Genomic DNA, 16227 nt, shown 5'->3' with positions numbered 1-16227 from the left:
AAGTTCTTTATATAAATCGTAATTTAAAATCGATAAGGACATTTCTATATAGGTAGTAGTAGCAAAAGGAGAGGCAATATGAAAAGAACAATAATGAAATATAGCATAATGTTTAGTTTATTCCTATTAACATCATGTGATATATCGGATAAAGAAATTGAACAAAAAGCACAAAGTTATACAAAATTGGAGCATGGTATTTCTGTGAAACTAGATCGAATTGAAATACCCGAACAAGGTAAGGATTTTTTAGGCCCAAACAAACGGATAGCTTATGTACAGCAATTAGATGAACCATATTTACAATTTCAAATAGGGTTCGATGGACGAACCTCTCCAAAGGTAAATAATGATAACTATAAAATAAAAAAAGAAGCGAATGATTTACGAGAAAGATTCAATACATATTATGAAGAAAAAGGGACTAATACTATACTTACTTTCGAGAAAATGCAAACAGGGGACGCTGTTTTCGGTAAGAATGAAGAGAAAAAAGTAGCGAAGCAACATCCGAAGCATTATGTTACTGCGGTTTTCAAAAGTAATATCTTTTTAGATGTAAACAACCGTGCGCATATGGAGACATTAGCGGAGGTTGCGAGAAGTATTCAGGAATTTAATAAAACGATTGAAGATAGTAAGAGTAGTGTGGATGATATAACAATTCAGTTGCCAAATGATAATAAGGATGTATTACTACATATTGCGATAGATTATATAGTAACGGCTGAAGATGCGAAAAAGACCCTTGAGAAAAAGGTTGATTATATGAAAGCTTTACAATCTGCAAGGGAATAGTCTGACACCTTTACTTCTCACAAAACATATAGTATGATGATTTCAGTAAATTAGATTTCAATGACTATAATATAAATTAATGAGAGGTGCTTTTTTGTGAGTGCGGTAGGTACTAAATAGGAAAAATTTAATGAAATAAATCGGATAAGACCAGGGGATTTTTATGTATATCATACCCCTAATTTGGTCATGGATTTATTTCGATACCTATGAAGATACCTACAATACTTTATAAAGCGTGTAATAAGGGGAGTGCCATCCGTTTTTTATGGCTTATTTCCTCATATGTTATTACACATGCCTTGTAAATGTAAAAGCTGCGGTATCCCCGCAGCTTTTTTGTATATTTTTTTAATGTATAAAAATGGTAAATGAATCATGTAGAACTCATTGGAATCTAATGAGTAGGTATCTTCATTTATGATAAAAATCAATCATAGTGAGGAGAAACAAAATGAATACGATGACTTTTGAAAAGTTACAATATAATGAATTGAAGGATATAGTGAAATCTTATTGTGTAAGTGGGTTAGGTAAAGAATTATTAAATAAATTAGAGCCGAGTACGAGTATAAAAGTAGTGAGGAATCGTTTGAATGAAACGACAGAAGCACGAGCTATAGTAGATGCAGAGGGGCATGTTCCTTTCTTTGGCATTTCAAATATTGCTAGTACAATTCAAAAATTAGAAAAAGGGATGATTTTAGATCCTGAAGAGTTAGTAAGTGTTTCTGACTTTTTACGCGGCTGTAGAAAGATTAAAAAATTTATGTTAGATAAAGAATTTTTTGCGCCAGTATTAGCTTCTTATGCGAATTCAATGACTGAATATAAAAGTATTGAAGAGGAAATCAACTTTTCCATTAAAGGTAATAGTATTGATGCAGCTGCGAGTAAGGAATTAAAACGAATTCGCAATAACATTGATTCGGTAGACGGAAAAATAAAAGAGCGCTTAACGAAGTTTTTAAATAGTAGTGCAAATAAGAAGTATATTCAAGAGTTCTTTATTAGTAAGAAGGATGATAGGTATACGATTCCAATTAAATCTTCTTATAAAAATCAAGTTGCGGGAAGTATAGTTGAAGCGTCCGCTAAAGGTTCTACTGTATTTGTAGAACCGCATACGGTTACAAAGTTAAACGTGGAACTCACAAGTTTGAAAGCAGAAGAAGCGATGGAAGAGTATCAAATTTTAGCGACTTTATCAGGCATGGTAGTAGAAAATATTTATCATATAAAAATTAACATGGAATTGATTAGTCAATATGATATGGTATTTGCGAAAGCGAAGTTTAGTAAATCGATCGATGGAATAGAGCCGAAGTTAAATGATCATGGCTACATTCATTTAGTGAATTGTAAGCATCCGCTTTTAAGTGGAAAAGTAGTACCGTTACACTTTGAAATCGGTCAAAGTTACCGTAGTTTAATTATTACAGGACCGAATGCGGGCGGGAAGACAATTGTATTAAAAACAATTGGACTACTAACATTAGCGACAATGTCAGGCCTGCACATCGCTGGAGATAAAGAAACAGAAATTGCTATTTTCGAAAATGTATTTGTAGATATTGGTGATAATCAAAGTATTGAAAATGCACTAAGTACATTTTCATCTCATATGAAAAATCTATCTGAAATTATGAGGATGTCAAATAATAATACGCTACTAATATTTGATGAGATAGGAAGCGGGACTGAACCGAATGAAGGGGCAGCACTTGCAATTTCTATTTTAGAGGAGTTTTATCTTGCGGGATGTATTACAGTTGCGAGTACTCATTATGGTGAAATTAAACGATTCTCAGAAATGCATGATGATTTTATGAATGCAGCGATGCAATTTAATAGTGAGACACTAGAACCACTTTATAAATTAGTAATCGGAAAATCAGGTGAAAGTAATGCACTTTGGATTGCAAATAAAATGAACGTAAGAGAACATGTACTGAAAAGAGCGAAAGAGTACATGGAAAATAAAGAATATCGTTTTGAAAAACTGAATGAAAGCAAAATTAGAAAACCGAAATTTGTGCAAGAAAAAAGAGAAAATCATTACGAGTACAAAATCGGCGATCGTGTAAATGTATTAGATTATGATGATTTTGGTATCATCTATAAGGAAATAGATAATTTCTATAACGTCGTTGTATATTATAACGGTGAATTCGTTGAAGTGAATGTAAAACGTATTACGTTAGAGGTAGCAGCAAAAGAATTATACCCAGAGGGATACGATTTAAATACACTATTTGTCGATTATAAAGAAAGAAAAATGCAACATGATATTGAGCGTGGATCGAAAAAAGCGCTTCGTAAAATCCAAAAAGAAATAAGAAAGAATAGAGAATAAGTTAAAATGGTAACGATTAGACAAGAACAACAAAGTGATTATAAAAAAACAGAAGAAGTTGTACAACAAGCATTTTTAAAAGAAGAATTCAGTGATAAAACAGAACGTGAACTTGTGAGTCGTATTAGAAAATGTGACGCGTTTATTCCTGAATTATCAATCGTTGCGGTAAATGAAGAAATTGTTGGGCACATTCTGTTATCAAAAATAAAGATAGAACAAGGTGCAACTTCTGTAGAATCATTAGCACTTGCACCGGTTTCAGTTGCTAGGGGCTATCAGAAAAAAGGAATTGGTGGAAAACTTATTGGAGTTGCGTTAGAAAAAGCGAAAGAACTTGGATACGGGTCAGTTGTAGTATTAGGACACCCAGAATACTATCCGAAATTTGGCTTTAAGAAAGCAAGTGAGTGGAATATAAAAGCACCATTTGAAGTGCCAGATGAAGTATTTATGGTGATGGAGTTAAGTGAGAACGCTCTGCAGGGTGTAGAAGGAATTGTACAGTATTCGAGTGCTTTTGCTGAGTAGGAATATCAGTTAAGAAATGTAATCATAAAAGATGCTATCTTTTTGTAGAGATATACAGAAAGATAGCTTTTTTTATTGAGCAAATTCACTTACGTATATTTTGCTCAATGAATAATTAAGATGGTAAAATTGATATAGAAATGTAAAGGGAGAGAAAAGAATGAAGAATCGAGATACAGATAGCAATGAGAATGTAGTTACGTTATATGTTACAAGACACGGTAAAACAATATTAAATACGAATCATCGCGCGCAAGGTTGGGCAGACTCTCCATTAGTAGAGAAAGGGGTGGAAGTTGCCTCTAATTTAGGAACGGGATTAAAAGATGTTCATTTTATGAGTGCATATAGTAGTGATAGTGGACGAGCGATTGAAACTGCTAATTTAGTATTAAAATATAGTGAGCAATCAAAGTTAAAACTTGAGAAAAGAAAAAAATTACGAGAATTAAATTTTGGTATTTTTGAAGGTGAAAAACTTGAAAATATGTGGGATGTAGTTGGAAAAGCTGCAGGTGTTGCATCACCAGAAGAACTTATGAAGTTTTCTATTCAAGAAGTGATTAATCTGATTAGAGCAGCAGACCCTACGAAACAGGCGGAAGATTGGGAACTATTTTCTACTCGTATAAAAGAAGAGATTGATAAAATTAGTGAAGAATCTGCTGCAAATGGTGGCGGTAACGTTTTAGTTGTTGTTCATGGGCTTTTGATTACTACATTAATCGAAATGTTAGACAGTAGTAAAACAAAACTTGGAGTGGAAAATGCTAGTGTGACGAAGATTGTATATCAAGACGGAACATACACAGTCGAGTCTGTTGGAGATATGAGTTATGTTGCAAAAGGGAAAGCAAGTGTGGAAATATAAAAATAAGAAAAGGAAGGTAGAGAAATCTAGCTTCCTTTTTATGTTGTTAATTATGGGATCAATAAAATTTTCCCAGTACTTTTTCTGCTCTCTAATAATTCATGAGCACGGGCACCATCTTGTAAAGAGAATGTAGTAGAACTTGTGATCTTTAATTTTTCGGTCGCAATCCATTTGAATAATTGAGAGGAGCGTTCTTTTCTCTCTTCATAAGATGTAAGCACGTTCCAAAGGTCTCCGCCAGTTAAAGTTTTCGAAGTATCCATAAGCATACGCGGATCAACGGGCGCAGGATTACCACCGGCCATTCCGTAAAATACGACAGTACCACCAGTTTTAGTTGCGCTAAAACTTTCCTCTAATGTAGAACCTACTGATTCATATACAACATTTACTCCATCACCGTTTGTTGTTTCAAGTACTTTCGCAGGCCATGCTTCAGTATATAAAAATACGTGATCAGCACCAGCTAATGTAGCTATCTGTGCTTTTCCTTTTGATGACGTTAGGCCGATCACTTTTCCGCCCAGTAGTTTAATGATTTGAATAAGTAGTTGCCCAACACCACCAGCTGCAGCATGTACTAAAGCTATATCACCTTGTTTTATTTGATAGCTATCTTTCGTTAAATAATGTGCCGTTAGACCTTGCAATAAGACAGAAGCGGCTGTTTCAAAAGAGATAGAATCTGGAAGGTTAATTGCTTTCTCCGATGGAACGGCAACTAGTTCTGCATTTGCAAATGGAACGTCAGCAAATGAAATACGATCTCCAGGATTAATATTAGTAACGTCAGCTCCTACTTTTTCAACAATACCAGCGCCTTCATAACCTAATATATAAGGCGGATTGCCAGCGAGATGATAATCACCGCGGCGTCTATAAATATCGGCGAAATTTAATCCGATTGCTTTCGTACGGACAAGAATTTCATTTGGATTTATGATTGGATCATGTATTTCTTTATATTGTAGTACATCCGGACTTCCAAATTGTTCGAAACAAAGTACTTTCATATGGAATACCTCCATTTTTATTGTTTGTCGATGCTCTTTATCATACAATACAAATATCGATAGACAAAGAGGATTATTTCGATGAAATCAATCGGAAATATCGATTGGAAAGAGGGACGATAAATGGAGATAAAACAATTAATTACATTTAAAGTGGCGGCAGATAGTTTGAACTTTACACAAACTGCGAAGAAACTAAACTTTGCTCAATCGAGCGTAACGGCGCAAATTAAAACGTTAGAAGCTGAGCTAGGTACGCCGTTATTTGAAAGATTAGGAAAACGTCTTTTTCTAACTGAAGCAGGTAGGAAGTTTCAACTATATGCGGACAAGATGATTGCACTCAGCAACGAAGCGAAAATGGCTGTGAAAGATGATGAAGAAATAGCAGGTACGTTAATAATCGGTGCGCAAGAAAGCCAATGTACATATAGACTGCCTTCTATATTAAAGAGGTTTAAAGCGAAATTTCCTCAAATAAAGCTTATATTTAAACCTGCGCATTCCAATAAAGATGCGAAGGAACAATTGATGGAAGGGAAAGTCGATCTTGCATTTATTTTGGACGAATGTAAAACAGAAGATGCTTTACATGTGGAGCCGCTTATGAAAGAAGAATTAAAAATAGTAGCTGCTTCAGGGCATCGTTTACTTGAACAACCTTCCATTACTACAAAAGATTTAGAAAGTGAGACACTTTTACTAACGGAGCTTGGTTGCTCGTATCGAACTTTATTTGAAGAGCTATTTTGTACGGAAGATGTGTATCCAGCAAATAAGATTGAGTTTGTTAGTGTCGAGGCAATTAAACAATGTGTTATTGCAGATTTAGGAATAGCCGTTTTACCAGCGATAGTAGTAGAAAAAGATATAAGAGAAGGGACGATAAAAGAGTTACATGTAGAAAATGCAATCTCACCGATTTATACACAAATTGCTTGGCATAAAGATAAATGGATGACAGCGCCGCTGCAGCAATTTATTGATGTGACGAGGGAGTTTTTTACGACGGATTAAGTGGAGAAATATTTGATTTATATAAAAGAAAAAATGACAATTTTGTATAAAGAACCGATGCTTGAGTGAAATAAGTATCGGTTCTTTTATGTTTTAAATAGGGATGCAATAAAATGTGTATTTCTCAACTTTTTTTCTTAGACGGATAAGTAAATTTCTTCGTATATTCCAATAACTATAAGGGGATTTACAACGTTTATTCGTTTCTGTAAGATGCCTCTAGGAAGCATGAAAGGAGGGCTTACATAGGGGATAGATTGTCTTTATGATACGTACTTATTTTGAAGGAGGAGATTTACAATGTTTAAAAAGTTAATGAAAGTATGTGTGTTAAGTGTAGTGAGTGTAGGTGTATTATTTAGTTTTCAAGGAAGTACATTTGCAGCTACTGATTTAAGTAGTTATTATGACGGAAAAAATCCAGCAACAACGAAAGTATACGGAGGTAGTACAACGTGTGATGCAGATGGATTTAATGCAAAGTCTACAGCTGTATATGAAGGGAGTAAAAAAGTAGGGACAGTGTATTTACGTTATAGTAATAAATGTCATGCAGCATGGTCTAAGCTTGTTTTAGATCAACCAGCACCTTCTGTTTCTGGGGGAGTATATGCTTACGCTGTTATTAATAAATATAAAAACGGTGTATTCCAAAAATCAGTAGATTCTAATAGTGGTAATGGAGCAATAAAAACAGGTCAAACGAGCACTTATACAGGAATGGTATTTGATTTAACTGCTGATTTTGGTTATACAGCTGATGCCGAAGCGGTGACGATTAATAATGGTTACGGGAAAACTGGACGTTATTAATAAGGGAGCGGAGTGCTATGAAACTTTTAAAAAAGCTGAGCGCATGTTTTTGCCTATCTTTTCTCGTTTTAACTAGTGTGTTTAGTACGACGAATAATGATAAAGCATATGCAGAAGATCATTCGTATGATGGGAAAAGTCCGTATTACAATAGTTGTGATCAATCAGCAGTAACGAAAGAAAAGAAGTGGATTGATTCCAATTCTTATGTGGAATTAAAATTTAGCACAACGTGTAAGACAGCATGGGCAAAAGTTACAGTAACTCGTGCAGCAGTATATAATAACGAAGCTGATGCAAGGATTGTTAGAAAAACAGATGGAAAGGCATACACTTGCGGGAGTGCTGGAGGAAATGGTGTTGTGAATAAAGGGCAAACATCATGCTATACGCCAATGGTATATGATTTAGATCCAAGGAAGGCACAAGCGCAAGGGAAACATGCCATTCCGAATAGTGATGCATATAATTATGCGGAGACAATTTGGTATTAATATAACACATGAGTTAAGAGTTGTTATTTGATATAAAAATGAAAGAGCCTTACTGCATTTTATTGTGGTAAGGTTCTTTCAAGTTGTTAATAGTTTAAGAACAGTTATTTACAATGACATATCTTTATAATCACTTTCAAGTATTGCCATAATAATTTCATCCGAGTATGTATCGTTATAAAATAAAGATTGACGTAGGGTTCCTTCTTTTACAAAACCAACCTTTGCATAAGCTCTAACCCCGCGTAAATTATGACTAAATACTTCTAACTGTAAACGATTTAATATGAGTTGTTCAAAAACAAATCTTAAAACGATTTTAATAGCTTCAGTTCCATATCCTTGTCCTGTTAACGCTATTGAAAGCAATGATATTCGGAACCCTGCTCTTTTGTTCTCCTCATCGATATCTAAAATCGACAACTCTCCAATCATTTCGTCAGTGCTTTTTAAACAAATAGCGAAATCATAGCGACTTGAATCATTATTTATATGATCTATGTGTGTCTTAATTTGCTCCAATGAAAAAGTAGACTTGGTTCCAGTCATATATCTTATTTCATCATCCATTGTACTTTCTAATATAATAGGCGCATCTAGCTGACAAAGAGACCTTAAATAAATTCTTTCACTCTCTAATCTCATTATAAATTTCTCCTTAAGGTTGATGATAGAGTATATAAATATTTTCGATCTACATGGAAGAAGAGTTTTGTTTTTTGTATTGTTTGAAAAGTATGAGTCTTAATTTTATGTTACATGAATTTTATAATGATATGGTATACCTAAAACAAATGATAAAAGTTTTATACACAACAAAATATATCAACAAGTTTTTTTATAATCGAATTAACTAAGGTCTGTATCAGGAGGATTGTATCCAAGGTGACGAGCCATTGATACAATTTGTCCTTTATGATGAAACTCATGTGTCTCTGTATGAGTTAAAAGCCATAGCGGAGTTGTACTCCAAGGTTCTTTTTGCCATTTTACTTCATTTGCTATATTTTCGAGCCAGCGGTCATTGTATTCATCTAAAAAACGTTGTACAGTCTCGTCTACTAACTTAAATCTAGCACGGACTTTTGCGATATCTGCATGCTCAATTTCATAATCACTAGCAAATGAAAAATCTGCTCGCTTTTGCTTGAATGCGAATGATCCAAGCCAGTATCGATAGCAATCGGCTACATGAATATGCGTCTTTATAATGCTACCGCTCCCGAAATTTGGAACAGTACTATGTAATTTTTCTAGTGGGATTTCTTCCAAAAACGAAAATAGAGTTTCTCTTGTAGAGCTAATAAGATTATATTGTTGTTTTAAAACATGTAACATGTAATTGACACTCCTCTATTATTTACTAAACTAACTTTGTAGTAAGTAATTCTATATTTATTAGGGGTGAACCTTTTAAATATTTTGACTAAGCATATTAGATGTTTTTCTTAATCGTTTCTGATAGATTAAACAAGGTAAAACTTTAATGTGTTGAACATTCTTAGTTCATAATAAATGGTACATGAAGAAGGGGAACGATCAAATGAATAGACTAGTTGGCTTAAAACAATTTGAAATAACGCGTGGGGAATTGCTTAAATTTATGGAGACGCTAGACGATAAAACTGTGGATACGCAGCCAGAAGGTTTTAACAATACAATTCGCTGGCATATCGGTCATGTGTTAACGGCAGCAGAAGTTTTCATGTTTGGAAAAGAATTCAAACAATTACCAACTGAATATCCAGGTATGTTTGGGTATGGATCAAGACCGTCTAAATGGAAAACAGAAGGACCATCGTTAGAAGTGTTAACGGCTCAATTAAAAGAACAAGCAAAACGTATTAACGAAATTCCAGCAGAAGCATTTGAAAATAAACTGCCAGAGCCATTCCTAGGATTGGAAACAGTAGGGGAGCTTTACGGTATGATGCTTTATCATGAAGCTGATCATATTGGACAAATGAAGGCGATGGAACGTATTATTAAGGCTCTTTAGTTGTAATTGCATGTAAAAAACGAAATTACACCTGTATTGTGAAATAATATAACGACAAAAAGGATAGATAATTTATTATCTATCCTTTTTGTCGTTGAGCTTAAAGAATTATGAACGCTTGCCATCGTGATACTGATAAAGTAGGTATAGTTATTATATTTGTTTTACATGAAGGCGATGGAACGTATTATTAAGGCTCTTTAGTTGTAATTGCATGTAAAAAACGAAATTACACCTGTATTGTGAAATAATATAACGACAAAAAGGATAGATTATCTATCCTTTTTGTCGTTGAGCTTAAAGAATTATGAACGCTTGCCATCGTGATACTGATAAAGTAGGTATAGTTATTATATTTGTTTTACATAATAGAAAAATATTGAAGGAAATACAGAATTAAGGTTGCAAAAGCCGTATGAAATATAAGTATAATAATAGAGAAGAAATAGAAGTAGGGGTGAATACTATGATTACATTAGAACAAAAGTTGGAGCAATACACACATACATATGGACAATTAAAGGGAGAGCTAAAATGGAAAACGAGTGATTCTCGAACAGGAATGATGATTGCAGCTATGTATGCAGGTAGTGATAAATTGTTTGATCTTGGACGTTTTTTAGAAATTAGTAGTTATATTAAGAATCAGGTAGGGATGTTTTCATACTTGAAGTCTTATCATCGCTTTGTGGTGGCCGCAACTTTAGATATTCACTTTACAGATTATAAGAAAGCTTTTCAGAAGTTTTTAGATTTATATGAACAATTGGTTGCTGGTGGTTTTAGCCGAAGTATATTTACTTATCTCGCAGCAGCCGTGCTTTTAACAGAAGAAAATGAACAGCCTAGCATGCACATTCAGCGTTCGATGCAAGTATATAAACGTATGAAAGAGGATCACCTTTTTCTTACAAGTACAAATGATTATCCACTTGCAGTTTTACTAGCAGGACAATCAGAGAATGTAGAAACACTTATGGACCGTGTAGAACGTCTGTATCAGAAACTAGCGAAAGCTGGTTTGCGTAAAGGGAATGATCTTCAGTTTTTAAGTCATATCCTCTCACTAAAGAAGGATGTTCGTGAAGAAATGTTAGTTGCAACATGTACAAACATATGGAATTCGTTAAAAAAAGAAAAGGTAAAAGTGAAACAGATGCATTACCCAGCCATAGGGCTACTAGCGTTACTTGAGGATGGAGAAAAAGAGATTCATTCTATTAAAGCATTGATTGAAAAATTGCAGGGGGAGAAATTATTCCGTTGGCATACAGATGCGAATATTCTTATTGCTATTCAACTGTTCGTAAGTCAGAAAGGTGAGGAAAGTAAAACTACCAACACAGGTTTACAAACAATGATAGAAGTCCTCATACAGGCACAACAGGCAGCTATGATGGCAACGATTGCTGCTTCATCTGCAGCAACATCTTCTGCTAGTAGTAGCTCATAATGTGTAACTCCTTTAATAAGGAAGGTAAAAAAGCCCATCACTCTCTAATGAGTGATGGGCTAACTATTTTTTACATAATCAGCATTATCTTTTTGACTCCTTCAAATGTTTGAGTTGTGTAACAATTATAATGCTAATAACAACGAGTAAAAACCACGAGCTAATTTTACTTAAGTGAACGAGATTCCATGCTTCCCGTTGATTTGGATATTGCCATGCTCCGAAAAATGTTGCGATGTTCTCTGCAATCCAAATAAAGAAACCAATAAGGAAAAAGGAGAGAACGAGTGGTATTTTATATGTAACGCCTCGTAATGAAAATTCTACAAATGTCCGAAAGAAAACGATGAATAAAAGTACAGTTAATACCCATCTAAAGTCATATAGAAAATGATGTGTAAAAAAATTAAAGTAAATCATTGCTCCTAGAGGTATTGCAAAAATAGCTTTTGGCCAATGATGCATTTGCAAATGTAATCTTCTCCACGCCTGGCATATGTAACTGGCAACACTTGCATACATAAAGCCACTGTAAAGCGGAACTCCAAAAACTTTTGAATATGCCTCTTCCGGATAACTCCATGAACCGAAATGTACTTTATATATTTCTAGTAGAAGGCCGATGAGGTGGAAGACAGTAATTACTTTTAATTCATCTTTCGTCTCAAGTCCAGTCTTGTACATGATCCACTGCATAAGAAGACATACGATGAGTATGAAATCGTAGCGGTATAACCCTGGGATAGAAATGATTTTTGATAGGGCTAGCGTTAAGAAAATAACGACTGGGAATAAACAAGATAATGCTTGCTCGTAAGTGAAGTGTAGTAGTTGTTTTATATAGAACATTGTGTCACCTTCAATGTTTTTGTTGGAAAACTCAAAATAATGACTAAGTATACTACAATTTAAAAAATAAGCCAGTAGTTTATTTTTCATGTATTTGTAAGTTTTAGAAAGGAATTGTAATAAGTATTTTAATATTTAACGAAGTAAAAAAATAGTTTGCTATTTAAAAAAAGTGGGGATATAATATCTAAATGAAAATGATAATTATTATCAGTAATGATTATAAATTAAAAATAATTATAAAAAACAACTGCATATAAAGGATGAAATGAAACATGTTACATAAGTTTGCTGTACATGCTGGCAATAATCGCTGGATACATATTAAGTTCATATGTTTCATGAGCTTAACAATTTTATGTTTAATCGGATCTATATTTTTAGCTATTGCATTCGGTGCAAAGGATATCCATTTGCAAACCGTATGGGCAGCGATTTTTGATTATAATCCGAAATTAACGCAGCACCAAATTATTTATGAATTAAGGCTCCCAAGGGTAATTGGCGCAGCAGTTGTAGGAGCAGCTTTTGCAGTCGCTGGTGCTGTAATGCAAGGGGTAACACGAAATCCTTTAGCTGATGCAGGTGTGCTTGGTATAAATGCAGGTGCGATGTTTGTAGTAGCACTTAGTTTTGCCTTTTTCCCGCATATGCCGTATTCCTATTTAATGATTGTTTCCTTTATTGGAGCAGTTTTAAGTACAGTACTCATTTTTATTATCGGATCAGCAACATCAGGCGGATTAACACCAATGAGGTTAACGATTGCAGGGGCAGTTATGGCCGCGCTATTGCATTCGTTGAGTTCAGGTATCGCGATTTATTATGACTTAAGTCAAGATTTAGCGTTTTGGTACGCTGGTGGTGTTGCAGGGGTTAAGTGGGAACATTTGAAGTTTTTAGTTCCTATTATTCTTATAACGATTCTTTTTGCGATAGTGATAGGGCGATCTATTTCACTCATATCAATGGGGGATGACGTCGCTACGAATTTAGGAGTAAAAACGAACCGAACGAGAATACTAGGGATGATTATAGTAGTCATTCTTGCAGGTGTATCTGTTTCAGCTGTTGGTTCTATCGGATTTGTAGGACTCGTTATTCCGCATATTGCTAGAAAATTAGTTGGTGTGAATTATCGACTCATTATTCCTATGTCAGCGTTATTAGGAGCTATGTTATTAGTTTTAGCTGACTTAGGGGCAAGAACAGTAAACCCTCCTAAAGAACTCGCGATAGGAATTATGGTAGCTCTTGTTGGAGTTCCGTTCTTCCTCTATATAGCACGTAAAGTTGGGAGGGAGCTATAAGTGAAGGATCTTTTGAACACAGATAAAAAGAGAGCTATTACTGTAACTACAATTTTTGGTTGTATTAGTATCGCTGTCATTTTAATTAGTTTAAATACAGGGACACTGAGCATAGCGCCACTTAAAGTAATTCAAACGCTTTTCGGTTATGGTGATTTTGAGAGCGCAACAGTGCTATACGATTATCGTATGCCAAGAATTATAATCACCATGTTAGCTGGTATTGGCCTTGGGATTTCCGGTGCGATTTTACAAGGATTATCACGTAATGCACTTGCAGACCCTGGTATTTTAGGATTACATGCAGGTGCATCTTTCGGGCTAATTATATTTGTTACTTTCTTTCATTCTATTAATGAGAATGCATCGATTTTAATACCGTTATTTACATTTGGTGGGGGAATACTAGCTGCATTTTTAATTATTATACTTGCGAGTGATCGATCAAAAGGTTTACTACCTATTAGACTTATTCTCGTTGGTATTGCTGTTTCAGCTGGCTTTAGTGCGATTTCGTTATTTTTCTCCCTCAAGTTAAATGATGAGACGTATACATTCGCTTCTAGATGGTTAGTTGGTAACGTGTGGGGAAGGGATTGGATTCATGTCCTAGCATTATTACCTTGGATTTGCATACTAACCCCGTATGCATGGCTAAAATCTAAAACGTTAAATGCATTGTCACTAGGTGATAGTGTGGCAGCGGGACTTGGTGTTTCTGTTCAAAAAGAACGGTTACTCCTTTTAGCTACAGCGGTTGGATTATCTTGCGCGAGTGTATCGATGGCAGGAGGGATTGGTTTTATCGGTTTAGTTGCTCCGCATATTGCAAGAAAGTTAGTAGGTACTACGTATCAACATTTCCTTCCACTAGCTGGCATTATCGGAATGATTGTTTTAGTACTAGCAGATACGATAGGTCGTTCTATATTCGAGCCAAATTCTATTCCAGCTGGTGTAGTAGTGGCAGCTTTAGGAGCACCGTATTTTCTTTATTTACTTACAAAAACAAAATAAATACTTCAAAGAGGAGAACATATGAAAAAGAAACTTACTATTTTATTTAGCATGATGTGTATTTTAGTATTAGCAGCATGTGGTCAAACGAAATCTAATGAAGAGGCAACGAAAAAAACGGAAAAAAGTAATGAGCCGAAAATCGCTTCTATGTCCATTCATTTAACGAATAATTTACTGGCATTAGGAATTACACCTGTAGGCTCCGTTATTGGTGGAGATTTAAAAGATTTCTTACCGCATGCAAAAGAGCAGTTGAAAGATACGAAGAAACTTGGTGTTGTAACGGATCCGAATATGGAAGCATTACTTCAATTGAAGCCAACTGACATTTACGTGGATGAAAAATACGCGGGCAAAGATTTAGCGAAATACGAAAAAATTGCAAAAACACATTCTTTCAATTTAGATGAAGGTACGTGGAGAGATCAGTTAAAACAAGTTGGTAAACTTGTAAACCGTGAGAAAGAAGCGGATACATATATTCAAGATTACGAAGAGCAATCAAAACGAGTAAAAAGTTTAATAGATAAAGAATTAGGTAATAACGAAAAAGTAATGGCAATTCGTGTTACTGCAAAAGAATTACGTGTATTTAGTACGAAAAGACCGATGGGACCAATTTTATTCCAAGACTTAGGATTACAACCTGCAAATGGTGTAGAGAAAATTGATGGAAATCGTCCTTTCGAAGTCATTTCACAAGAAGTATTACCTGACTTTGATGCAGATGCTATTTTCGTTGTTGTAAATAGAGACGATAAGGCAAAAGCTGCATTTAAACAACTTCAAGAAACACCAATTTGGAAAGACTTAAAAGCTGTTAAAGGAAAGCACGTATACATTATTAATGACCAACCATGGCTTGACTATTCTGCTTTAGGTAACAAAATGGCAATGGATGAAGCAGAGAAAATGTTTACGAAATAATATCGATTCGTCGTTAGGAAGATCCTCTAAATTTTGAGGGTCTTTTATTATTGTTAGAATAAATGAAAAATTATACAATGAATGTAATTTAATGTAGAGGAGATGTGCCAATGTCAGCGCTTATTGTAAGTATCCCGTGTATAAAGCAGTTTATAGAATAAGGGGATAAATAGGCTAAAATAAGTATCCCCTTTATTAAAAAAGGGGGAGTTTGAAATGACAATGAATCTTTTTCAAAATAAAACGATTAAATTATCAGTTATGAGAGAAAACGACGCTGAAGTAATGGCTAAATGGCAAGAAGATAGTGAGTATTTAAGAAACGTCGATACAGATATAGCATTTCCGCAATCGTTACATGAAATAGCGAGTGATGGGCTATTAAAGGGACGAAGATCGAATAGTGTTTCTTTTATGGTAAGGACAGTTCAAGATGATCACTTAATTGGTTTTGTTGCAATTCATGGCATAGAGTGGAATAACAGAATGGGTTTATTAGCCATTGGTATAGGAGATGCAAATGATAGAGGGAAGGGATATGGAAGAGAAGCGATCCATCTTATCTTAAAATATGCTTTCTATGAATTGAATTTGCACCGCGTCGGTCTTGATGTTATTTCTTATAACAAAGCTGCTATTGAGTTGTATAAAAAGATGGGGTTTCAGATGGAAGGTTGTATGAGAGAAGCGGTTCAAAGAGATGGGAAGTGTTTTGATCGTATCATTATGGGGATATTAAGGGATGAATGGATGGAGCTGCAAAAATAAAAGTG

17 protein-coding genes are annotated in these 16227 nt (G+C 34.7%); 13 read left to right on the top strand and 4 right to left on the bottom strand.

Annotation, left to right across the window (positions count from 1 at the left end):
• Positions 1-78 precede the first annotated feature (78 nt).
• From DT250_RS01795 to DT250_RS01780, 4 genes are all read left to right on the top strand, one after another.
• Positions 79-798, top strand: coding sequence for a hypothetical protein (locus DT250_RS01795; RefSeq protein WP_149212391.1), 720 nt, complete (start codon positions 79-81; stop codon positions 796-798).
• A gap of 454 nt (positions 799-1252) precedes the next feature.
• Complete coding sequence (locus DT250_RS01790; protein ID WP_149212390.1) at positions 1253-3154, top strand: endonuclease MutS2; 1902 nt, start codon at positions 1253-1255, stop codon at positions 3152-3154.
• Between the two features lie 6 nt (positions 3155-3160).
• Positions 3161-3685 (top strand): GNAT family N-acetyltransferase, encoded by a 525-nt coding sequence (locus DT250_RS01785; RefSeq protein ID WP_149212389.1) that lies wholly within the window; start codon positions 3161-3163, stop codon positions 3683-3685.
• A gap of 160 nt (positions 3686-3845) precedes the next feature.
• On the top strand, positions 3846-4556 hold the full coding sequence (locus DT250_RS01780) for a histidine phosphatase family protein (protein WP_149212388.1): 711 nt from the start codon (positions 3846-3848) through the stop codon (positions 4554-4556).
• Positions 4557-4606: 50 nt separating this feature from the next.
• Here DT250_RS01780 and DT250_RS01775 read toward each other — a convergent pair whose 3' ends face one another.
• Entirely contained in the window at positions 4607-5572 is a 966-nt protein-coding gene (locus tag DT250_RS01775) for a quinone oxidoreductase family protein (RefSeq protein WP_106382880.1), read from the bottom strand.
• A 123-nt stretch (positions 5573-5695) separates the two neighbouring features.
• Between DT250_RS01775 and DT250_RS01770 the strand changes: the two genes are divergently transcribed.
• The 3 genes from DT250_RS01770 to DT250_RS01760 all read left to right on the top strand — a co-directional run bounded on the left by DT250_RS01770 (position 5696) and on the right by DT250_RS01760 (position 7896).
• On the top strand, positions 5696-6589 hold the full coding sequence (locus DT250_RS01770; protein WP_149212387.1) for a LysR family transcriptional regulator: 894 nt from the start codon (positions 5696-5698) through the stop codon (positions 6587-6589).
• A gap of 300 nt (positions 6590-6889) precedes the next feature.
• Positions 6890-7402 carry a DUF2690 domain-containing protein gene (locus DT250_RS01765; protein WP_097907077.1) on the top strand — a complete coding sequence of 171 codons (513 nt, stop codon included), beginning with the start codon at positions 6890-6892 and terminating at the stop codon, positions 7400-7402.
• 17 nt (positions 7403-7419) lie between these two features.
• Positions 7420-7896 (top strand): DUF2690 domain-containing protein, encoded by a 477-nt coding sequence (locus DT250_RS01760; RefSeq protein ID WP_060487834.1) that lies wholly within the window; start codon positions 7420-7422, stop codon positions 7894-7896.
• Between the two features lie 108 nt (positions 7897-8004).
• Here the strand turns inward: DT250_RS01760 and DT250_RS01755 are convergent, their stop codons facing one another.
• Together DT250_RS01755 and DT250_RS01750 are read right to left on the bottom strand one after the other, a co-directional pair.
• Positions 8005-8541, bottom strand: coding sequence for a GNAT family N-acetyltransferase (locus DT250_RS01755; RefSeq protein ID WP_149212386.1), 537 nt, complete (start codon positions 8539-8541; stop codon positions 8005-8007).
• Positions 8542-8745: 204 nt separating this feature from the next.
• Complete coding sequence (locus DT250_RS01750; RefSeq protein WP_060487832.1) at positions 8746-9234, bottom strand: DinB family protein; 489 nt, start codon at positions 9232-9234, stop codon at positions 8746-8748.
• 184 nt (positions 9235-9418) lie between these two features.
• Here DT250_RS01750 and DT250_RS01745 point away from each other — a divergent pair, with 184 nt between their 5' ends.
• Positions 9419-9895 (top strand): DinB family protein, encoded by a 477-nt coding sequence (locus tag DT250_RS01745; protein WP_002009359.1) that lies wholly within the window; start codon positions 9419-9421, stop codon positions 9893-9895.
• Between the two features lie 415 nt (positions 9896-10310).
• A complete protein-coding gene (locus tag DT250_RS01740) occupies positions 10311-11348 on the top strand; it encodes a DUF4003 domain-containing protein (RefSeq protein WP_106382882.1) in 1038 nt (345 codons plus the stop codon).
• An 84-nt stretch (positions 11349-11432) separates the two neighbouring features.
• On the opposite strand, the gene DT250_RS01735 is transcribed toward DT250_RS01740, so the two are convergent.
• Entirely contained in the window at positions 11433-12197 is a 765-nt protein-coding gene (locus DT250_RS01735) for a DUF817 domain-containing protein (protein WP_106382883.1), read from the bottom strand.
• Positions 12198-12472: 275 nt separating this feature from the next.
• Here DT250_RS01735 and DT250_RS01730 point away from each other — a divergent pair, with 275 nt between their 5' ends.
• The 4 genes from DT250_RS01730 (at position 12473) to DT250_RS01715 (ending at position 16222) form a co-directional block, all read left to right on the top strand.
• Positions 12473-13507: a FecCD family ABC transporter permease gene (locus DT250_RS01730; RefSeq protein ID WP_149212385.1), complete on the top strand. Its 1035-nt coding sequence runs from the start codon at positions 12473-12475 to the stop codon at positions 13505-13507.
• The gene (locus DT250_RS01725; protein WP_098134286.1) at positions 13508-14524 is read left to right on the top strand and encodes a FecCD family ABC transporter permease; all 1017 of its coding nucleotides are present in this window, start codon (positions 13508-13510) and stop codon (positions 14522-14524) included.
• A 21-nt stretch (positions 14525-14545) separates the two neighbouring features.
• A complete protein-coding gene (locus DT250_RS01720) occupies positions 14546-15454 on the top strand; it encodes an iron-hydroxamate ABC transporter substrate-binding protein (RefSeq protein ID WP_060487827.1) in 909 nt (302 codons plus the stop codon).
• A gap of 216 nt (positions 15455-15670) precedes the next feature.
• On the top strand, positions 15671-16222 hold the full coding sequence (locus DT250_RS01715; protein ID WP_088609585.1) for a GNAT family N-acetyltransferase: 552 nt from the start codon (positions 15671-15673) through the stop codon (positions 16220-16222).
• The last annotated feature ends 5 nt before the right edge of the window (positions 16223-16227 follow it).

The sequence above is a fragment of the Bacillus sp. AR2-1 genome (assembly GCF_008368755.1).
Lineage (GTDB): Bacteria > Bacillota > Bacilli > Bacillales > Bacillaceae_G > Bacillus_A > Bacillus_A wiedmannii.
The sequence above is the reverse complement of the archived record's forward strand: the minus strand, read 5'-3'. Positions and strand labels throughout refer to the sequence as shown.